We start from the raw sequence: 20,352 nt of genomic DNA on the forward strand, positions 1-20,352 counted from the left end.
CGCTCAGGAAAGGTGCTCTTTGAACCAGGCAACGGCTGCCGAACTCGCAGCAGGGAACTGTCCCAGATAAGGGTCGAAATGTCCGCCCGGAATGGTGACCAGCCGCTTTGGCTGCAGGGCCTGTTCATAGGCCTTGAGCGCAAGATCCGTCACCGTGATTGTGTCGTTCAGCGCGACGACCATCAACAGCGGGGTTGGCGACACGCGGGAAACCCATACGCCAGGTTCGTACATGCGCGCCCCGCGGGTCGAACGAATCGTCACGTTGTTTTCCCAGATGCCAGGGGGCATGGACTGCAGATAGAAATCGATGGCGTCCTGTGCGCGATATGACGCGGGAACCGTAGGATCCGCACTCACAACGGCTTGCCGACGCGGCGGCTCGCCTCGAGCTTGCGCGCGTTCATCTTCCGAAAGTGCGCTTTCGAGCGCGGTGATCCCCTCCGGAGGGATGCGTCGCAGCCCCTGTTCATAACCGCTGATGGTCGGAACCTGCGAGAGAACGGCACGTATCCTGCGGTCGGTCGCGCCGAGAACGATAACGTGGCCACCCGCGTAGCTTGTTCCCCACACGCCGATGCGCGACGCATCGACCTCGGGTCGCTCCTCCAGGTAGGAAATGGCCCGGCGCCAGTCGGCGATCTGACGCCACGGATCCACGTCTTGCCGAACCGCACCGTCGCTCGCCCCGAAATTACGATGATCGTGCAACAGCACGACGAAGCCCGCATCAGCAAAAGCACGCGCGAACGGCTCCAGACCATGTTCCCTTACGCCGGCATATCCATGTGCCATCGAAATGGCTGGGCGGGGTTCAGTGGCCCCGTCTGGCACAAACAGCCAAGCGCGCAGTCGCTCATTGCCTTCAACCTCAAACTCCACATCCAACCGCGTTGTCATCTTCGTTCCTTGTGCATTACAGAATCAGTTGTATCAGGGAGATCGATTCGAATCGATCGCTTAGCCATAGATAGGGGCGCTTCGCAAGACCGGACCTGTTGATGGACTCTTCAGTCTGTTTCCACCAGTGAGTAACTGAAACCATGATAGCGAGCGGTCGTAGTCGATTGATACAGCCGGAATGAATTCACATGTTACGGATATCGAACAATCCATTTCCGCCATGCAAAGAACGGCGAACGCCAGCCTATCGCAGTGCTCACCAGCGGGGCGAAACTTCTGCCAGTTGGGCTACGCCCCGGCCAAAAGAGAAATTTTCATTCGGTACCGGTACCAAGGCGATAAATACATCGTCCGGAGAAATGCCAACGTTTTCGTGAAGCAGCCGGGTGATCGCCGCGAGAAGTTTCTGCTTGTCGTCGAGAGGGCGGTGCGCGCCGATAAGCACGGTGACAATCATTGCGTCAGCGGTCCGACTCATCTCCATGAAGGTGGGGTCGATGAACAACTCGTCCTCTCCGTGCTCGCTAATCATGATGAAACGGTCGCCCGGCGGAATCCCGAGTCCCTCCACGAGCGAGCGGTTCAGCGAATTACCAATGGCTTTCTTCTGATCCTTCGAGAATCGACCGGCGGGAATGTGGGCGTGAAAAACGGGCATGATGTCTCCGTGAAGTGAGGCTTCGTGTTTACCACGAGCGCAAAAATAAGTTGATATGCGCATAATAGGTGCCATCGCGGTACTTGGCAAGATTCAGATTCGCTGCACTAGGAGGGGCAAATGTCAGTCGTCACATCAGCAAGCAAAACAAGCCGGACACCGCTTTCTTTGGTGTTCGTGCATGGTTTTCTCGACAATCGTACGGTTTGGTCGCCGCTCATAGAGCAGCTCGAATCAACCTCGTATGTGCACTACACGCTCGATTTGCGAGGAGCGGGCTCGTTGCGGGAGGATGGTGGTCCCTACACCCTGGCACAGGCAGCGGCCGACGTTCAGCGCCTGATCGAGAAACACCAAATGGAGCGGGTGGTGCTTGTCGGGCACAGCATGGGTGGCCAGATCGCCGAACTGGCTGCCATGAAGTTCCCTGAGCGCGTCGCCGCGCTAGTGCTTCTGACGCCGGTCTCGTTGGCTGGGAGTCAGTTGCCTCCTGAAGCGGTGTCGTTCCTGCGTACTTCAGGCGGTAATTCGGCCGCGCAGCGAGAGATTCGGAGGCACTTTTCGCGCAATCTCCCGGAGCAGGAAATCGAACGTCTGGTTCGCGAGGAGGTTCTGATGGGCGTTGCGGCGGTAGAAGGATACTTTGACGCGTTCAGTGGCGGCGACTCCGCAGGCAATGCGCCGTGTTCCTATGCCGGCCCTGTACTCATTGCCGGAGCGCAAGAGGATCCGGTCGTGCCCATCGAAGCAGTTGCGGAGATGGCGCATACCCGCTTTCCGAACGCCAGACTGGTGCGGATCGAGCAATCGGGACATTGGCCGCACCTCGAACAACCTGGCGATACTGCGGCTGCCATTGAGGGCTTTCTCTCCGAATGCGCTTTACCGGTCCCTCAGGCGGACTCCCTGGATAGCGTCCGGTTGCAATAAGCGGATATGAGCGTATATTCCTGGTATCAGGGAATATCGAGCAGACGCTCATGACACGGAACGAAGACACGCTTCCCAACATCGACGGGCTGTGCAATTGTCTCGCTGCGAGGCAGGCATCGCGCTATCTCACCGCGGTGTATGACAAGGCATTGAGTCCCGCCGACCTTCGGATCACGCAGTTTTCCATTCTTCACAAGCTCGTAAGAAGCGGATCGATCACGATGGGGGAGCTGGCCGGAGCAATAGCCATGGACCGGACCACGCTGACGTCGAATCTGAAGCCTTTGGAGCGAGACGGATTGATCGATATCGTTCCGTCCAAGGAGGACAGACGCGCGAAGCAGGCGGCTATCACAAAGGCGGGGCTCGCCAGGTATAAAAAGGCGCTTCCCTTGTGGAGTGAAGTCCAGTCGACGTTCGAAGGTGCGTATGGCAAGTCGCCGGCCGCGCGGCTTCGGGATGCGCTCAGGGCCGTGCTGGACAGTGGTTTTGACCCGTGGGCGGACAGTGTGGCCGACGCTGACGCATAGCAAGGTCACGGCGGCAGGAACGGATATGTCGGGCGACACCCGGCATATCATCAGATGAGTGACCAGGCTATTTTAAATTCATAGGCGCATATCAACGTATATTCGTGGAGACGAAAATGAACAACGAACACCTTGTGGAAGCCTGCAGGAAGGCATTCACCGGATTTGAAGCCAACGACAAGGCCGACTTGATCGCCGCCCTGGCGGACGATGTCCTGTTCGAATTCTCCGATTCCTTGCCGTACGGCGGAACGTACAAGGGAAAAGAAGAATTTCTGGCCTTCTGGGCGCATGTGTACAAAGAATACGAGTATTTCAACTATGACCTGAGGGCGGTCGTTGAGTCTGACGGCTATATTTTCGTGCCCGTGGTTGCCCGCGCGAAAACCCAAACGGGTTTCTCCATGGAGAACGAACATCTTTTTCTCTTCAAGGTAAGCAACGGCAAAATCGCTTATGGCCGCATTTACGCGGATACCGCACGGGGGCGAGATGTTCTTGAAGGGCGTGAACCGCGTCGCTACCCGAAGCTTATCCTGAGCTGAGAACGCGATAACGGTCGAAGCGTTCGCCGACGTCGCTACGAACGCTTCGATGGCGCCGAGCGCGCGCTTGTCATGAAAGCTGCCGATCATAACGAACTCACGAGGTGTGCGCCGTCGACTGCGACGCAAGCGCCCGACATCCCCCGACCGGCGTCCGAGGCCAGCAGCAGAAGAGGGCCATCCAGATCGGTCATCTCGTTCAAGCGCCTGCTCGGGATCCTCTTGCGCAGTCGCATCCCATCTTCGCTGGCAAGAAACTCCCGGTTCAAATTGGTCGAAATGTAGCCTGGCAACAGGCTATTGACGCGAATGCCGAAGCGGGCGAACTCAAGGGCCATTGCCTTGGTGGCGTGCAGCACTCCGGCCTTTGAAATAGCGTAAGGCGCGACGCCGCCTGCAACACGCTGGCCCAGAATCGACGCGACATTGATGATGTTACCTTCCTTTCCGACCTCGACCATCCGGCGGGCCGCTTCGGTTGCGACGAGCCAGCACCCTTTCAGGTTCGTGTCGATGACGGCGTCCCAGTCTGCCTCGGATTGTTTGAGGATCGGCCTCGCGATGGTGCGTCCTGCATTGTTGACGACGATATCCGGTACACCCACACTTGAGACGAAAAAATCGAGGCCGCGTGCGACGCTCTCGGAGCAGGTAACGTCCATCGTGGTCCAGATGGCCGTGCCGCCGTCCGCTTCGATCTGGCTGGCGAGCTCCTCCAGCTTGTCGGCGTTGCGCGCCACGATGGCCACCGTCGCGCCCGCGCGCGCCAGCAGTTGCGCGAAGTGACGCCCCAGTCCTTCGGAGGCGCCGGTAACGAGCACTCGCTTCCCGTCCAGCGCGAAGTTGACATCGGTGTTCTTCATAGGTCTTGCTCCATGCTCGTCAGAATCTTTTCACCCGTACTGCCCTGATGTTCGCCAAGCCGCTTACCAAAGACAAGGCGCTCGCGCGCATAGGCCTGAATGAACCGGCGCGTTTTCTCTTTCAACGCCACACTTGATGGCGGAAGAAGCATGTCCAGCGAATCGTTTATCGAAGTCATGAGCAACGAGGCAACTATCAGGAGTGGATTGCTTTCGCAGTGCGAACCGGAAACGCCGGACCGAACCCGGCTGCGCGTCCGGCGTGCCCGTGAGACTGATGCCGTAAGCATGAGTTCGAGCCGTGTTCGGTCTTCACAGAAGTATCCGGCGTTCCCGCAACGCGTCAAAGGTGTCCTGACGCGTTTTAAGCGCGCGGTTTGATCACGACGCTTTCCCGGGTGTAGAGCCGGTTTGGCACATCGCGGTCAATGAGCCCATCAAGCGACGCCAATGCTCCGTCTTGTCGCGCCTGTTGGAGGCTGGAGAACCAGCACATATCGATTCCGTCCCACTCGGGCTCACGTCCGTCCCGATAACCCGCCAGACGGGGTGTCGACTGAACGTAACGCTGAACCGCCGGCAAAGCCGCTACGGCGCTTCCGTAATTCTCGCGCCAAAGCTGCTGAAACTCCTCCGGCGAAAGAGCGGGTGAGCGCTTGAAGAACGTGACACGCTTGATGAGTTTATCTCGCGCGGCCGCACTGTCCTTCAAGACGGATTCATCTGTCAGCACAATCCGGATCGTCGAGCGATCCACAAATTGCTCTTCGTCGCGATTGAGTTCCTCATACTCCTTGGTTGTCGATAAGTGCTTCAGCGCCGCACTGTCCGGGAATAGGAGTTCGACGATGCCATCGTAGATCGGAGTGTCTGTTTCAAAGGTTTCAGCTAACGGCGGATTTTGAGTGTAGCCAAGAATCCCCGGCAAGCGCTTGACGAAATTCGGATGCTCGGCACCCCAATATGATTGGTACTCCGACACACTAAGGCCGGCCTTTCGCTTGAACAACGTACACACTTTCAGCATCGTTTCTCTCCTTATAGAGCCTGAACGGCGACCGATATCGTTGCCGGGCGATTCGTCTTCGAAAACACCTGCAGCCGATTCGACCGTCTGGTAGTGAATAGGTCAACCCGTTGGCGCGGGTTGTGGGTGTCATGACAGACGGCACGGAATCACTATATATTCCTTTTGAGAGGAATAAAAGTGGTGGTTGGAAATTTCTGGTGCAAGCGTTCGGGACGCTCCCCGTCGGGCTCGCCTGAACACCCCATGTCTTGGGGCTGACAAGGGGAAAGTATGGGATGGCGGGCTTTTTGCACCTCGGGTAAGCCCTCACGTCGTTGCATCGTTCGGGAGCGTATGTGGCTCCGGCAAGCTGAGGGGCGGGCGCGCCGCGTGCGGAAATGGATTTGCGCTCAGTCGTGCGGCGCAATACCGTGCATTACCAGATTGACAACGAAGTCGACATAAATCTTCTCTGCCTCGGACCGGGAGCCAGGAATCAACTCCTCGATAATGGCCTTTGCGGTGACAAAAATCTCGCTAAGACCCAGCAACGCTACGTACAGCAAACGGGGGTCAAAGTTGGTGGAAAACTCGCCTTGTTTTTGCCCGTCTTCGACGACCGCAAGCAGCCGCACATAGGCAGATTTTGTCAAGTCCAACCGGACGGTCTTTGCCCATTTCGAATCCGATGCATAGACGCGTTCGGAAATCATGGGCCAGAGATTCGGGTTCGCCACGACATAACGGGTTAGCGCCACGATACGGCTACGCATGCGGTCAGTCGGCGTTCCACCGGCAGTGCTGGCTTTGGCCATGACGACGCCGAGCCCATCGATCAGCCGTTCGAGCACGATGGTAAGCAGGCCATCGAGATCGCCGAAATAGTATCGGATTAGCTTGGGGTCGATCGACGCTTTCGCGGCAATGAGGTTCTGCGTCAACTCCGCCGGTCTGTATTTTTTCAAAAGGGCAGTGGTCGTTGCAATGATCTTTTCCTGTCCGACGTTCGGATCGAGCGCGGATGGACGACCTTTGCGGCGCCTCGGTGCGACCACAGTTTCAGCCGTATTCGTAAGAGGAGGATTTTTCACGGATCTGAATTTGGATGGTGTTAGGCGCACGGCGCGCGTTACCTCGAGATCCCCACCTGCGTGCGGATCTGTAAGAGCATTGTGAATTCGAGAGATCTTAACTGGCGAACCCTGGCGACGCAACGTCGGCCGGGGCAATGCGTTGCTCCGGTGCGGGCCGCGCGCCGGCGCCGAATCCAAAGGTTTGCCCCAACGCGCCGATCGGCTGCCCGTCGTGCGATCCGCGTATCGACATAGGGATAAATTCCTATATCGAGGAATTTCGTTGACATTCGACTTTGACGGCGACTAACATCATTCAAACGAAATGACCGAGCTCCTGGAGAGCGATTCGAACGATTGAGCCTGGGCAGCAGTGGGCGGCCCCGGTGACGGGTGACGGGTGACGCGAGTTCGCGCATCAGCCGCCGACAGCGCCGGGCAGTTCACGATGGCGAGGGAAGGGGTGGGACGACGGATCGCTTCAGGACGGGCATTTCGGAATGCAAATTATTATGATGAAAGCGCGGTTGCTTGAATGCGAACCGGCATCGCTCAATTTCCAACGGATGTTCTCTGCAAACCCAATAAAGGAACGCTCATGCGACAAGACATCGAATTCAAGACGGAAGACGGCACCACGCTCCGAGGCTGGATGTACATGCGTGATCTGCCGAATAAAGTGCCGGTCATCGTCATGGTGCACGGATTTTCCGGCACGATCACGTCTTTGACTCAATATGCCGAGGCCTTCTGCGAGGCAGGCTTTGCCGTGCTTCTTTATGACCACCGCGGTTTCGGTCGCAGCGCCGGTAAGGTGAGGCAGCATATCGATCCCTATCAGCAGATCGCGGATTTCCGTGACGCCATCACCTTCGCTCAGATGCAGTCTGGCGTCGATCCCGACCGCGTGGGCATCTGGGGATCGAGTTATGCCGGCGGCCACGTTCTGTATATCGGCGCGTCCGACCGGCGGGTTAAGTGCGTCGTAAGCCAGATCCCTTTCGTGAGCGGACATGCCACCGCCGGGCGCCTTTTCAGGCCCGATCAATTGTCGGCGTGGAGAAAGCGTTTCAGCGCGGAACGACGCGCCATAGGATTGGGGGCGCCACACACGGTGATTCCCGTCTTCGCGACGAACGGCGACGAACCGTGCGCGCTGCCGCCGCCAGTCACGGACGATTTTATCGAGGTTAGCCGGCAAGAAGAGGGTTGGCTAAACGAGGTGACCGTCAGATCGCTGGAATTTCTGACCGAATACGAACCCGGTGCCATGGCGCGATTTATCAGTCCCACGCCGTTGCTGATGATCGTGGCGCGCCATGATCGCGTTGCGGCGCCCGAACTGGCATTGGCCGTCTATAACGAAGCGCTTGAACCCAAGCGCGTCCTGATTCACGGTGGTGGTCACTTCGGTACCTACACGATGCAATTCGACGAAACGAGCGGAGCTGCGATCGAGTGGTTCAGGGAACATCTGCAGGCGTAGAAGCGGCTTCGGTGACACTACCGGGTCTCCGGGCGCCGATTGTGCGCGAGTGATCTCCACGATCTTGTGGGCGCACTCGCGCGATTCTATGCTCCATTTCGAGGACCGACATTCAAATGCACACACAACTTACCGCTGCAATACGGCGAGCGGCGCAGATCAACCCTACCGGACCAGCGGTTGCTGGGCCTGAGGGGACCTTAAGTTGGCCGGAATTGATGCGCCGGGTCGCCCAAGTTGCGTTTGGCCTTCAGGCTCTGGGTGTCGACGCAGGCGACCGGGTTGCGATCCTGTCCGCCAATTCGGCTCGATTTCTGGAGCTTTACTATGCGGTACTTTGGACAGGGGCCATAGCTGTTCCGCTCAACACGCGCACCGGTCCTCACGAACTCGAGATCGTGCTTGCCGACTGCAAGCCGGTAGTGCTGGCCCTCGGAGGTGAATTCGAGAGCCTCGTTTCGATGGTGCCGGTGGCGCGGTCAGGCGTGCGCCATCTCGTTTCGATGGACCGCGCCACGGCGGCTTCCGGGCTGCTTCCCTACGAGAGCTTGTTGACAGGCGAAGAGAGGGTTGACGCCGGACGAAGCGGGGACGATACAGCGGCGATTTACTACACCGGGGGCACGACGGGCGCGCCGAAGGGCGTGATGTTGTCCCACGCGAACATCATGGCGCACTGCCTCGGTATGTGTTTCCCCCTTGCACTTTCCCGCTCCATGAAGCATCTGCACGCCTCCCCTATGTTTCACGTCGCGGATACGGCAGGAATCTTTGCGACAACGATGGTTAGCGGTACACACTATTTTGTTCCCCGGTTCGACGCGGTCATGGTCATGGACGAAATAGAACGATCCGGCATCACGCATATTTCACTCGTGCCGACAATGATCAACCGCATTGCGTCGTCACCGCGCGCGCGCGAGTTCGATCTGAGTTCGGTGCAGACAATCTACTATGGCGGTTCGCCGATGCCCGAACGCGTCATCGACGACATCATTTCGTTGATGCCCGTGACGCGCCTCGTACAGGGATATGGGCTCACCGAGTCTTCGCCAACCTTGTCGATTCTTCAGCACGAGGACCATCTGGGCCTGACGGATAGGAGGCGGCGCCGCTCGGCTGGTCAGGCTTCGCTCGGTGTCGAGCTTGCCATTCTCGACGAAAACGGCGAGAGCGTGCGGCCCGGAGAAAATGGTGAAATCTGTGCCCGTGGTGCCAATATCACCGCGGGCTATTGGAACCGGCCCGAACAGACGAGCGAGGCGCTTACGGGGGGCTGGCTGCATACTGGCGATATCGGTTTCATGGATGAAAACGGCTTTCTCTACGTCGTAGATAGAATAAAGGATCTGATCATTTCAGGCGGTGAAAACGTTTATTCGATTGAAGTTGAGAACTTGATCTACCAGCATCCCGCAGTACAGATGTGCGCGGTAATCGGCTTGCCGAGTCCTTCATGGGGCGAGAGCGTGCATGCGGTGGTGAGTTGCAAGGAAGGATTCTTTATCTCTGCCGAAGACGTGTTACAGCACTGCCGCGAACGACTGGCCCGTTACAAGGTTCCCAAAAGCGTAAGCATAAGAAACCGGGACTGGCCGATGTCGGCTGCTGGAAAGGTACTGAAGACCGAGCTTCGCAAAGAATATTCGTCGAGTACTTAGCGTCGTGCAGTGGGACATGCATCGGGTTTCGCGGACGGAAGTTACACCGCGACTTTCCCGATGCGGCAGTCATTCTCCAGGCGCTTGTTTCAGGCGGAAAGAGCCGCCCAACTATTCCTATTGAAGTAAGGAGACGACATGTCTGACACTTTCACGGAGATTCGCTATGCGGACAAAGACATCGGAGCGCAACGAAGGGCCTTGTGGATAACAGTCACAGGTAATCTCCTGGAGTGGTTCGACTGGACGATCTACGCCACGTTCGCGCCATTCATCGCGAAGGCGCTCTTTGCCCCTGCCAATCCTGTATCGGCGCTCTTGCAGACGCTGGCGATCTTTGCGGTGGGTTTTGTCGCTCGCCCAGTCGGCGGTCTGGTATTCGGGAGATTCGCCGATACTCATGGCCGCCGGACCGCGCTCGTCGTAACCATGCTGCTGATGGCCGCGGGAAGCTTGCTGATCGCTTTCATTCCGTCTTATGCGAAAGCGGGACTGGCTGCCTCGGTGTTGCTTCTTGCAGCCCGTCTGGTGCAAGGTCTCGCACACGGAGGAGAGAGCGCCGCGGCTTACGTCTACGTAGGCGAGATCGCCCCCTCCGCCTCCCGGGGAATGTGGTCAAGCAGCTTTTTCTCGAGTATCACCGCAGGCGTGATACTCGGAAGCCTGCTTGGCGTGCTTCTGACGCAACTGCTGAGCACGCAAGACTTGCTCTCATGGGGATGGCGTATTCCGTTCGGGTTCGGTGCGGTGCTTGGTCTCTACACGTTTCATCTTCGGCGTACCGCAATGGAGTCCGAGGTATTTCGCAAGACGAAAAGGCACGCCGCTGAAAAAACTTCCTCTACGAAATTTTCGCGGGCTTACTTCCTCAACTGCCTTCGCATGTTTGTCCTGCTGAGTGCTACGGTAGTCGTCTACTACACGTGGCTGAGCTTCGCTACTTCCTATGCGATTGTGACGAAAGGCATAGCGGCAAAAAGTGCGTTCATCGCGAGTCTGGCTGCGCAGTTGATTTGCCTTCTTGCAATGCCACTGTTCGGCCGGCTCTCGGACAAAGTTGGACGTCGGCCGCTTGCCCTTGTCACCACGGTAGGTTTTGTTTTGTTGTCGTTCCCACTCGATGCGATTTTCACCAGCAGCGGCTGGTCGCTATTTGTGGCGCAAAGTGTGGCGCTCGTTCTGTTCGCAAGCGTGGGCTCCATCTATCCGGCAATGATGTGCGAGCAACTCGCGACAGGTGGGCGGGGAGTCGGCATCGGATTTGTGACTTCGCTTTCGGCTGCCGTGTTCGGGGGCACCGCTCCTTATCTGAACACATGGCTCAGCGCTATGGGGTCGCATTGGATCTTCACGGCCTATACCGTGGGCCTCAATGTTCTGGCAACTATTGCCATTCTGTTCATGCCCGAGACGAAAGGGGCCGATCTTCAGACGAGCGGCGTTTAGCATCAACAGTCTTTCAGTCGATCCGCTACCTACATTCAGTTAGCCCGTCTATCGGATAGCGGAGAAGTCACGCCCGTAGCATCCATATTTCACGCGATCATGCAAGAGATATGTTATGTATAACTAACAAGTTGGGATGGTTATGGAAATGAAAAAATCCGGATTGGCGGTGATTGGGTTGATCTGCTTGATGAACAATGCACATGCCCAAAGCAACGTAACGCTGTACGGGATCATCGACACGGCCATTACCTATGCGAAATCGGGCAATGGATCCGGCAATCTCGTTGCACTGGAATCTGGGGTCAGCAACGGGAGCCGGTTCGGCCTGACGGGGACGGAGGATCTGGGCGGGGGCCTGAAGGCGAAATTTGTGGTGGAAAATGGCTTTGCCACCAACACTGGCGCTTTTCAACAGGGCGGACTGTTGTTTGGGCGCCAGGCATGGGTCGGGCTGACGTCTACATCGGGGTGGAGCGTCACGGCAGGCCGTCAGAATTCACCAATGAGCCTGGCGTTGATCGCCTCTGACGCCAATGCACAGATCTACTGGGGCAATACGCAAGTCAGCGGAAACGGCGTATATCAAAGCCGGTCGGCAACCGCCTCGGATGCCGGGTTTCAGGCAACCAGCCGTGTCGACAATTCGATTCTGGGTACCTGGGTGCTACATGACCTGACGCTCCGATTGATGGTTTCTACAGGGGACGGAAACTCGAGGGACAGTGGCAGATTGTTGAGCGGCAGCGCGACGTATGCATCAGGGCCTGTGATGTTCACGACGAGCTTTACGCGATTTCGCCAATATGCAGCGGATATAACGCCGCTTGCGGACCCCGCGTGGGAGACGGAAGTGATGGTGGGTGGTTCATTCGACTTCAAGGTGGTACAGGTATTCGCTGGCTATTACCGCTTTAATCCATCAAGTGACAACACGACTATCACCGCGCAGACGTTTTCGAATACGTACACGTATTGGCTTGGTGTCCGCATTCCGGTCATCTACACAGATCGGATCATCGCCGAGGCTCTGCGAACAGAGTTCGACTATTCAAACGGACATGGCGCGGGAACCACCTTGGGCATTACATACGAGCATCCGCTTTCCAAACGAACGATCGTCTATGCAAGTTATGGTCAGATCAACAACGACTCGAGATCTGCGGCGATTTTGTGGGCCGGAACGGCCGCGCTCAATTACCCCACCGTGTTGGGAGCAAGCCCCAAAGCATTCTCGGTTGGTATCAGGCACTTGTTCTGACTGCCTTATCGAGGGGGACGAACGCGCTGCAGGCCGTCCAGTTGCCGACATGAGTATCGGCTGGTGTCCGAAGGTACTGGCTCAACCCAATGCCTTCGGAACCTTTAACCGGCGCCTCGGCAATGCGCAGCGCCTGCTGTCTTAAGCAGACCCTGGATAACGAGGCCGATGCATCTGGAAATGCGCATCGGAAGAAATTTCGAAATAGTCGGCCATGCCGCCACCGCGCAGGACCGGATGCGCGGCCGCTGTATCGTAGACGCCGTCACGCAGAAGCGTCTTGTCGATATGAACGCCCACGACCTCGCCGAGTACGAGCCATGTCTGGACGGCATCTCCATCAATCTTTTTGAGCTGGATAATTTGGGTACAACGACATTCGAAGCGGACGGGACTTTTCTCGACCAATGGAACGTCCACAACGCGTCCTGACAATGAGCTCAAACCCGCCAGTTTGAATTCGTCGATTTCCTTTGGTGTTGACGCAGAGCTCGTATTCATTTGGTGTGCGAGCGAGCGTGTTGTCAGGTTCCAGCCGAAAAGGCCCGTTTCCCGAATGTTCAGCAGCGAATCTTTCGACCCTATGCTCGAAAATCCGACGATGGGGGGCGTGTAGTTGAACGCGTTGAAGAAGCTATACGGCGCGAGGTTGGCGACCCCATTGGCATCCCGCGTTGAGATCCAGCCAATTGGCCGTGGGCCAACAATCGCATTGAATGGGTCGTGGGGTAATCCGTGACCAAGCGAAGGTTCGTAGAAATGATAGTGCGGTGCTTTCAGTTCCATTTCCGTCTCCTCATGTTTTGTCGAGGTATCACGCAGTCCAAAGTGAATCTCTGCTTGTGGAGGTGAGTTTATGTTGTCTGGTTAACGTGGCGATGCCAAAGGCACTCCGCTTTTCAAGGCATTGAATAACCAGAACGTAGGGGGCTACACTGAGGCGTGCAGGGAGGTGCCTGAGTCTGCGGCTCCTTTTCCTTTGTCGCGTGTTAAAGGACTGCGGCGTTACGGGATATGAACCTTGCCATCACCATGGGTCACAAGTTATCTGACGCAACTGCGTTACTCTCAATGTCGAACCCCAGAATAATCGCATATGCGCGTAATTTCAAGCTGAAACTGATACGAACGAACATTGTTGGAGATGAACAAAAATTGAATTCACCTGCGGCAAACGCGGTGAGTTTTGCAGGGCGCGGAATATTCAGCCCGCCGGCCACGACGCGATGACGCCGATTGGCCGGGACAACCGTTGCCGTTTACTGCAAGACGTCATTCAACCGGCGTTGTTACATGGAGGCAAGGTTGGACTGAACATGCCCGTTGCCCTGCGGACTATGCTGCTTGAACCTTACTGCGGACGGACTTCGGGCGTGCGGCAACCAGCATGCGGTTGAGCACCGCCACGCCGATGGCCGCTTCGGTTTGCTGGGCATCAGGGGCGCGTGCCGGCAGCCGCGCACCGCCGTCGATCGCGGTGGAATCACGATCTGTGCGGCCGCGCTATGCTGTGCGACCGTCTGGTACGTCGGGGCGCCGGCATAGGCGCCATCGCCGATGAACCGCCCGATCTCGCCCGGGTCTGCTGCTAGCAGCGACGCGACCTGCGAGGGATCGTCTCCCTCCTGAGCGGTGAGCGTGTGCGCCACGATCCGCCCCGTGCTGGCATCGACCGCCAGATGCAGCTTGCGCCAAGTGCGGCGCGATGCTGACTGCGCGGCGGCTCAGTGTGGTGTGATCGAGAATCGGCAGCGTCAGCCCCATCAACTGGAGCACCGAACCGAGCAGTCCTTCAGTCTGGCGCAAGCGCATCCGAAACACGCTGCCCAGCATCAGGGCCGTTTCAATCGCCAGACCCGAATAGCGCGGCTGGCCGCCCGGCGTGGTGCGGCGAGGCGCCTGCCACTGCGTCGGCGCCACGGGCTTGATCCACAGCGTCGGACTGCCTCGGCTACGCAGGCCCGCTTCGTACTCCGGCCAGTTCCACACGATGCGCCATCTTCGGATGCGATGACGGCCATCTCCAATGCGGCCCACATCCCGTCTCAATGTTGAGACAGGTTTTGCGGCACTTCGATTCTTGTTCGTTGCCGTCTGGCTGCGCTGAATATTCGATAGGAACCCTCGCTCTAGCCTTATGGGCGCTGGACGCGTGGGGTGGCATGGACATGACCGCTTACATGCGAAATGATCATTTCCAACCAGGTCAAGCCTCTGACGTGTAACGGTTGCGAAACATTAGGCGCCTGTCTGGCACTCGTCGACCGCACGGGAACAACGCCGCTTGTCGCGTAGCAAGCGTTTGCGCCCTCATGGCACGGTCATTGCTGTATGAGCCTCACAAGCGAGTCTGTTGCGGCCGATATCAAGCCTGAACAATCCACGGAAGCGATACCAGAACCTCGCACGCGTGATCGTGGAAAGGCCAATGCGCTTTCGACGCAAGCGGTGGGACCATCGAAAAACAAATCCATAAACGCCGGACTAATAGTTCGCATTACATATTAAATGTCACGGGTGAAGGCGGCATCTGGAGGGGAAGCTCATGAGATCGATATATCGTACTGGCATTGCTCGTGCAACGCTCGTGGTGACTTGTGCGCTGTCTTTACCCGCACAGGCCGCCCTTGGCGAAAGAGTCAGCAGCGTAGGCAGCGACCAGGTTCGCATGCATGCCACGGCACACGGCGCCACATCGCAATTCGCGTACACGGTGCATCTGATTACGCTGCCGTCGGGCACCGTGGTGCGCGAGTATGTCGCGGCGAACGGAATCGTGTTCGGCGTCGCGTGGGAAGGCCCGACCTTGCCGAACCTGAAGGCTGCACTGGGCGAGGCTTTCGATCAATACGTCGCGGCCACCGCGACGCGCCGGGCAACCCCGCTTGCCGTTTCGAACGATGCGCTGGTGGTGTTCTCGGGCGGCCATTTACGTGCGTTCGCGGGTTACGCGTATCTGCCGCAAGCGCTCCCCGCTGGCGTCGACGCCAGTGTCATTCAATAGCGGAGCTATCATGCCCGCTCCGGGTTTGCTCCATAATTCAGATTGGCTTTTAAAGCTGCTCGCCGCTACATTGCTTGCAGTGTTGGTGGTCGGATGCGGCGGCGGCGGTGGGAGCAGCAGTTCATCCGGCACGTTGGCACCCGCGCAATCGCTCACGAATATAGCCCCCGCGCCCCAAGCGCTAGCCTCTAACGCAGCAGCGGTGACCGTCGATTTCGGCGTAATCGGTGTGCCGAATATACCCTTCGTCAGCGTTACGCTGTGCGTGCCGGGCACGACGCAGTGTCAAACCATTGATCACGTGCAAGTCGACACGGGCTCCTCGGGGCTGCGGGTGTTCGCCGCTCAGTTGCCGGTGCCTTTGGCGCTGCCGCAGGAGCAGGATGGCGCCGGCAATCCGCTTGCCGAATGCATGCAGTTCTTCGACGGTTATACATGGGGCTCGGTGCGGCTTGCTGATGTACAGATCAGCGGCGAAAAAGCCGCGTCGTTGCCGATTCAGGTGATCGATCAGGACTATAGCGCAACGCCGTCGGACTGCAGTAGTGTCGGCGCGTCGCGGAACACCCCTACGAGTCTGGCGGCCAACGGAGTGCTCGGCATTGGCGTGTTCAAGCACGATTGCGGTCCGGCCTGCGTGCAGAATGCAGTGCCGGCGACCTACTACAGTTGCGTGGGGACCAGTTGCACGTCGATCGCCGTCGCCGAAAACGTGCAGGTTGCCAATCCGATTCCCTACTTCGCGACCGATAACAACGGTTCGATTTTGCTGTTGCCAGCCGCGTCGTCAGGCGGCGAAGCCTCGCTCAGCGGGCAACTGGTGTTTGGCATTGGCACGCAGAGCAATAACGGCTTGGGCAGTGCGCAGGTGATCGGGGTCAGTCCGTCCACCGGCACGTTCAGCACAGTGCAAAATGGCACGACCTACTCGAGGAGCGTCATGGACAGCGGCTCGACCGGGCTCTTCTTTCAAACCAGCGCGCTACCGGTCTGCGCAACTCCAAACAACTCGTTTTACTGCCCTGCATCGACCCAGCAGTTGAGCGCGATGATTGAAGGTGTGAATGGTGCGATCAGTGCTGTCTCATTTGCTGTCGGCAATGCCGCGGAACTCAGGCTGAATGATGCCGGCGATTCGGTGATGCCGCTGCTTGCCGGTCCGGCATTCGCCACCCCGACTATCTTCGTCTGGGGCATGCCATTTTTCTACGGGCGTAACATCTATGCTGCCGTCGAGCAACAATCGACGCCTGCAGGAAAGGGGCCATATATTGCGTACTGAGCCGCCGCGCGCGAAGTACCGCCGCGCAGTCAGCGTCGCGCCGCACTTGGCGCAAGCTGCATCTGGCGGTCGATGCCAGCACGAGGCGGATCGTGGCGCACACGCTCACCGCTCAGGAGGGAGACGATCCCTCGCAGGTCGCGTCGCTGCTGGTCCGGCCTTGTCTCCATGCAACAACGCATGCATGGAGACCTTCTATCAATAATGGGTTTGTGTCACAGCGGCTGGCGGAGTTGCACGCCTGCCGCTGGATTTCGACGCGCCTATACAGTCACGACGATCTTGCCGAACTGAGCGTTCGATTCAAGGTAGCGGTGCGCCTCGACCATTTCATTGAACGTGAATGTCTTGTCAATCATCGGCTTCAACGCGCCGGATGCGAGACCAGCGAGGATGAAGTCAACTGCAGCCTTTTGACGGACTGGGTCGCCACTGGTGTTCCAGATCGTGTAACCGACAATAGTCGGCAGCTTAATCAGCAGATCCAAGTAGGACAGCTGCGACGGCTCCTCGCTCAGCGCGCCGTACACGAGCAGAATACCGCCCGTCGTCATAGCCTCGATCAGCTTGCCGAGGCTAGGGCCGCCGACGGGATCGAACACCACGCGCGCGCCAACACCGTCAGTGATGCGCAGCACCTCGGCCACCATGTCTTGTTCTTCGGTGGCGATGACGAAGGCGGCACCGGCGTCGAGGAGTTGTTCGCGCTTGGCGCTGGTGCGGGTCAGCGCGATCGGTGTAGCCCCGATCATATTTGCCAGCTGAATTGCGGCAAGGCCCACGCTGCTTGATGCCGCCGGAATCAACACCACGTCGCCCGCGCCAAGCTTGGCTGCCTCGATGAAGGCACCGTAGACGGTGATGAACATCATCCAGATCGACGACGCCTGCTCGAACGTCAGCGACGGCGGATGTGGCACGACGGCCGAGACCGGCGCGAGGACCAGTTCGCCGTACATGCCGTACTGGTTCTGCGAAAACGCTGGCACGGTGTTGACGGCGTCGCCAACTGCAAACTGCGTGACGCCAGGACCTACGGCGTCGACGATACCGGCCGCCTCGTAACCAAGTCGGGCCGGCAGCTTGACTTCCTCGATATATTCGCCGGCGCGCCACATGGATTCGGCGCGGTTCAAGCCGATGGCCTTGACTCGGATGCGCACTTCGCCGGCTGCCGGCTCCGCGACGTTCACGTCCTTGTAGGAAAGCACTTCAGGGCCACCGGTGGTGGCAAATTGAATAATACGTGACATGGTAAACCTTTAGTTTGGTGGTATGCCGCAGCTAATTGCACGAGCCGAGCCGGAAGCATGGGCGCTTCCATCACAGCCATCTCTTTCTCGATCAAGCTGTTGACCAGTGCGATAGATGCCGGACCCGACTCGTAGTCAAGGTCCGCATCATTACGCTTACCTGGCAGGCTGCGGAAATTCAGGCCGACTTTACTGAGCCATGAAGCTTGATCGGAATTTTTAGCAGCATGCTTCTCATAATTTGGAATATCGACCGTGTAATTTCGCTTTTTTGGGCTTTTTTATGACGCTCACTTATGCTTTTTAGCTCCTTGTCCGCCCCGAGAGTGATCTCGCGCGTTGTGTCGCCAAGTGCCTGGCGGGCATCGTGGATCAGCACTTTGGCCGCTTCGCGCTCAGCATAGCCATCGGTCAGCGTCACCACGGCGCTGGCGATCAGCCCGTGGCGGTTGTCGCTCAAGGTGTGGCCCATGTAGCGTAATTCGCTTGCCGTTTTACCCTTACGATACAGCCGCGAATCGGGGTCGCTCTTCGATTCATGCGTCTCATGGCTGCGCCTCTCGCCCTTGAAGTTCCCGCGTTCTCGCGGGTCCTGATCATCGTCTTTGCGCACAAAGCTTTTATGACTCGCCCACGGTTGAATCAGCGTGCCGTCCACACGGAAGTGCTCGCCTGAAAACCAGTGTTTGTCCTCAGCAATGTTCACAACCTCGTTGAAGAACTCAATGACTGCGTCATGTTTAATCAACCGCTCACGGTTCTTGGTGAAGACGGTGGGGAGTCAGACGGCATCGTGCATCGACAACCCGACGAATCAATGAAGCAGCAGGTTCTATTGGATCTCCTCCATCAACTGCCGCTCGGAGGGAACGCTGTAGAGCACTTGCAACAGCATCGCGCGCGGCAACTTCTCCGGGGCAATGCCGGGCCGTCCACCTTTGATCCCTGCCTCGTACATCCCGGCGAACAAGCGGTCTATCTTGACCAACGCTGCGTTGGCCATCTTGCGAATCGTGCGCAGTGGATGAGCGGCCGGAACCAAGTCCCCCGGCTTACGCAAGGTGAATAGGTTCTCGGTGACGGTATCGGCGCCGCGCATGATTCGCTCAAAGTGGTCTGCGCAGTGGTAACAACGTTTGAACGGACCGTTCGGGTGATTTGGTGGGGAGGTATTTCCGCAGCCTGCGAGGTGAGGCAACGGTAATACGTTCAGGCAGCCTCTGCGTAGAACGGATAGTCCGTATAACCCACTTCAGTGCCGCCGAAGAAGGACTCGCGGTCATATGGATTGAGCGGCCAGCCTTTGCGCAGGCGTTCCGGCAGATCGGGATTGGCGATGAAGTGGCGGCCGAATGCGACGAGGTCAGCATCACCGGCTTCCAGAATGTCATTGGCAGATTGCCCGTCGAAGCCACCAGCGACGATGATAGTGCCGCTGAAGTACTTTCGGAGCAGGCGCGCCGCTGCAGGCGTTTGACTCCACTTTTCGTCCTCGATCACCCCGAGGATGCGCGGCTCGATCAGGTGTAGGTACGCGAGATCCAGCTTATCCAGTTCACGCGCGACGTGGGTGAACAAAGCTTCCGGATCACTGTCGCCCATGTCGCCAAACCTGCCACTCGGGCCGAGGCGCACTGCTACGCGATCGCTGCCCCAGACCGAAATCACAGCATTCACGATTTCCAACAGGAAACGGCTACGGTTTTCAATTGAGCCACCGTAGTTGTCAGTGCGCTTGTTGCTAATATCTTGCAGGAACTGGTCCAGCAGATAGCCGTTAGCACCATGCAGTTCAACACCATCAAAACCAGCTAAAATGCCGCGCTTAGCCGCCAAGCGGAAACTTTCCACCAACTCCTTGATTTCAGCGATGGTCAGTTCTTTGGGGGGAGTGTTTTCCATCCAGCCCGCTTTTCCAAAAGCGACTCCACCATGCTCGACGACGGAAGGCGCCACCGGCTGAGCGCCCCCTGGCTGCAGTTCACTGTTGGACTGACGACCTGCGTGATAGAGCTGCAGGAAGATCTTCCCACCTTTAGCATGAACGGCATCGGTCACGAGTTTCCAGCCCGCAATCTGGCTATCGTCGTAGAGCCCGGGAGCACCCAGGTAGCCATTGCCGTTGGGCGCGGTAATGGTGGCTTCGCCAATCAGGAAGCCGCCTTCGGAAGTACGTTGGGCATAGTATTCCGCCATCAGCTTGCCTGGAATGGCGCCTGGTTCGGCGCGCATGCGGGTGAGCGGCGCAAGGACTACGCGATGGGCAATCTTGTGTGGGCCTACTTGGACGCTGGTATGCAGCTTGGACATGATGTCGGTTCCTCAAAGTGACGGTCGTGAGCAATATAGAGCCTCGGCCTATTTAGAAAAATACCCGGCGATGCCGAACACATCGGAAAAAATGTCTGCAATGTTGGATCGCAGTACACTGGACGCGCTAAAGTA

General features: G+C 57.9%; 19 protein-coding genes and 3 pseudogenes. 10 read left to right on the forward strand and 12 right to left on the reverse strand.

The features are described 5' to 3' along the window. Nucleotides 1-3 precede the first annotated feature (3 nt). Together AYM40_RS08460 and AYM40_RS08465 are read right to left on the reverse strand one after the other, a co-directional pair. Nucleotides 4-900, reverse strand: a complete 897-nt coding sequence (locus AYM40_RS08460; protein WP_063495822.1) for an alpha/beta hydrolase — start codon at nt 898-900, stop codon at nt 4-6. A gap of 259 nt (nt 901-1,159) precedes the next feature. After that, nucleotides 1,160-1,561 carry a tautomerase family protein gene (locus AYM40_RS08465; RefSeq protein WP_063495823.1) on the reverse strand — a complete coding sequence of 134 codons (402 nt, stop codon included), beginning with the start codon at nt 1,559-1,561 and terminating at the stop codon, nt 1,160-1,162. Nucleotides 1,562-1,681: 120 nt separating this feature from the next. Here AYM40_RS08465 and AYM40_RS08470 point away from each other — a divergent pair, with 120 nt between their 5' ends. The 3 genes from AYM40_RS08470 (at nt 1,682) to AYM40_RS08480 (ending at nt 3,569) form a co-directional block, all read left to right on the forward strand. Continuing rightward, on the forward strand, nt 1,682-2,491 hold the full coding sequence (locus tag AYM40_RS08470) for an alpha/beta fold hydrolase (RefSeq protein WP_063495824.1): 810 nt from the start codon (nt 1,682-1,684) through the stop codon (nt 2,489-2,491). Nucleotides 2,492-2,541: 50 nt separating this feature from the next. Further along, entirely contained in the window at nt 2,542-3,024 is a 483-nt protein-coding gene (locus tag AYM40_RS08475; RefSeq protein ID WP_063495825.1) for a MarR family winged helix-turn-helix transcriptional regulator, read from the forward strand. 116 nt (nt 3,025-3,140) lie between these two features. Further along, the gene (locus AYM40_RS08480) at nt 3,141-3,569 is read left to right on the forward strand and encodes a nuclear transport factor 2 family protein (protein WP_063495826.1); all 429 of its coding nucleotides are present in this window, start codon (nt 3,141-3,143) and stop codon (nt 3,567-3,569) included. A gap of 86 nt (nt 3,570-3,655) precedes the next feature. Here AYM40_RS08480 and AYM40_RS08485 read toward each other — a convergent pair whose 3' ends face one another. From AYM40_RS08485 to AYM40_RS41320, 5 genes are all read right to left on the reverse strand, one after another. Then, nucleotides 3,656-4,432 carry an SDR family NAD(P)-dependent oxidoreductase gene (locus AYM40_RS08485; RefSeq protein WP_063495827.1) on the reverse strand — a complete coding sequence of 259 codons (777 nt, stop codon included), beginning with the start codon at nt 4,430-4,432 and terminating at the stop codon, nt 3,656-3,658. Beyond that, nucleotides 4,429-4,611: an acyl-CoA/acyl-ACP dehydrogenase gene (locus AYM40_RS08490; protein WP_063495828.1), complete on the reverse strand. Its 183-nt coding sequence runs from the start codon at nt 4,609-4,611 to the stop codon at nt 4,429-4,431. The genes AYM40_RS08485 and AYM40_RS08490 overlap by 4 nt, the downstream gene beginning before the upstream one ends. A gap of 185 nt (nt 4,612-4,796) precedes the next feature. Continuing rightward, nucleotides 4,797-5,459, reverse strand: a complete 663-nt coding sequence (locus tag AYM40_RS08495; RefSeq protein WP_063495829.1) for an EthD family reductase — start codon at nt 5,457-5,459, stop codon at nt 4,797-4,799. Between the two features lie 392 nt (nt 5,460-5,851). Then, nucleotides 5,852-6,532: a TetR/AcrR family transcriptional regulator gene (locus AYM40_RS08500; protein ID WP_148662140.1), complete on the reverse strand. Its 681-nt coding sequence runs from the start codon at nt 6,530-6,532 to the stop codon at nt 5,852-5,854. 97 nt (nt 6,533-6,629) lie between these two features. Continuing rightward, the gene (locus AYM40_RS41320) at nt 6,630-6,767 is read right to left on the reverse strand and encodes a hypothetical protein (protein WP_158515260.1); all 138 of its coding nucleotides are present in this window, start codon (nt 6,765-6,767) and stop codon (nt 6,630-6,632) included. A gap of 282 nt (nt 6,768-7,049) precedes the next feature. Here AYM40_RS41320 and AYM40_RS08505 point away from each other — a divergent pair, with 282 nt between their 5' ends. The 4 genes from AYM40_RS08505 (at nt 7,050) to AYM40_RS08520 (ending at nt 12,368) form a co-directional block, all read left to right on the forward strand. Beyond that, nucleotides 7,050-8,000 (forward strand): alpha/beta hydrolase, encoded by a 951-nt coding sequence (locus AYM40_RS08505; protein ID WP_201788159.1) that lies wholly within the window; start codon nt 7,050-7,052, stop codon nt 7,998-8,000. A gap of 116 nt (nt 8,001-8,116) precedes the next feature. Next, nucleotides 8,117-9,661, forward strand: a complete 1,545-nt coding sequence (locus AYM40_RS08510) for an acyl-CoA synthetase (RefSeq protein WP_063495832.1) — start codon at nt 8,117-8,119, stop codon at nt 9,659-9,661. Nucleotides 9,662-9,799: 138 nt separating this feature from the next. Then, nucleotides 9,800-11,107 (forward strand): MFS transporter, encoded by a 1,308-nt coding sequence (locus tag AYM40_RS08515; protein ID WP_063495833.1) that lies wholly within the window; start codon nt 9,800-9,802, stop codon nt 11,105-11,107. A 148-nt stretch (nt 11,108-11,255) separates the two neighbouring features. Continuing rightward, nucleotides 11,256-12,368, forward strand: coding sequence for a porin (locus AYM40_RS08520; protein WP_063495834.1), 1,113 nt, complete (start codon nt 11,256-11,258; stop codon nt 12,366-12,368). Nucleotides 12,369-12,509: 141 nt separating this feature from the next. Here the strand turns inward: AYM40_RS08520 and AYM40_RS08525 are convergent, their stop codons facing one another. After that, nucleotides 12,510-13,154 (reverse strand): flavin reductase family protein, encoded by a 645-nt coding sequence (locus AYM40_RS08525; protein ID WP_063495835.1) that lies wholly within the window; start codon nt 13,152-13,154, stop codon nt 12,510-12,512. A gap of 549 nt (nt 13,155-13,703) precedes the next feature. Beyond that, nucleotides 13,704-14,405 (reverse strand): annotated as a pseudogene (locus AYM40_RS08530) (transposase). A 508-nt stretch (nt 14,406-14,913) separates the two neighbouring features. Here AYM40_RS08530 and AYM40_RS08535 point away from each other — a divergent pair. The 3 genes and pseudogenes from AYM40_RS08535 to AYM40_RS42320 all read left to right on the forward strand — a co-directional run. Next, complete coding sequence (locus tag AYM40_RS08535; RefSeq protein ID WP_063495836.1) at nt 14,914-15,372, forward strand: DUF2844 domain-containing protein; 459 nt, start codon at nt 14,914-14,916, stop codon at nt 15,370-15,372. A gap of 10 nt (nt 15,373-15,382) precedes the next feature. Continuing rightward, the gene (locus AYM40_RS08540; RefSeq protein ID WP_063495837.1) at nt 15,383-16,654 is read left to right on the forward strand and encodes a DUF3443 domain-containing protein; all 1,272 of its coding nucleotides are present in this window, start codon (nt 15,383-15,385) and stop codon (nt 16,652-16,654) included. Nucleotides 16,655-16,689: 35 nt separating this feature from the next. Then, nucleotides 16,690-16,806, forward strand: a pseudogene (locus AYM40_RS42320) (IS5/IS1182 family transposase); the annotation flags it as partial. 111 nt (nt 16,807-16,917) lie between these two features. Here AYM40_RS42320 and AYM40_RS08545 read toward each other — a convergent pair. The 3 genes and pseudogenes from AYM40_RS08545 to AYM40_RS08555 all read right to left on the reverse strand — a co-directional run bounded on the left by AYM40_RS08545 (nt 16,918) and on the right by AYM40_RS08555 (nt 20,217). Further along, complete coding sequence (locus AYM40_RS08545; protein WP_063495838.1) at nt 16,918-17,907, reverse strand: zinc-dependent alcohol dehydrogenase family protein; 990 nt, start codon at nt 17,905-17,907, stop codon at nt 16,918-16,920. Nucleotides 17,908-18,217: 310 nt separating this feature from the next. Next, a pseudogene (locus AYM40_RS08550) lies at nt 18,218-19,006 on the reverse strand (IS5 family transposase); the annotation flags it as partial. A 110-nt stretch (nt 19,007-19,116) separates the two neighbouring features. Continuing rightward, nucleotides 19,117-20,217: an alkene reductase gene (locus AYM40_RS08555; RefSeq protein ID WP_063495839.1), complete on the reverse strand. Its 1,101-nt coding sequence runs from the start codon at nt 20,215-20,217 to the stop codon at nt 19,117-19,119. Nucleotides 20,218-20,352: the final 135 nt, after the last annotated feature.

This window comes from Paraburkholderia phytofirmans OLGA172 (assembly GCF_001634365.1).
In the GTDB taxonomy this organism is placed as follows: Bacteria; Pseudomonadota; Gammaproteobacteria; order Burkholderiales; family Burkholderiaceae; genus Paraburkholderia.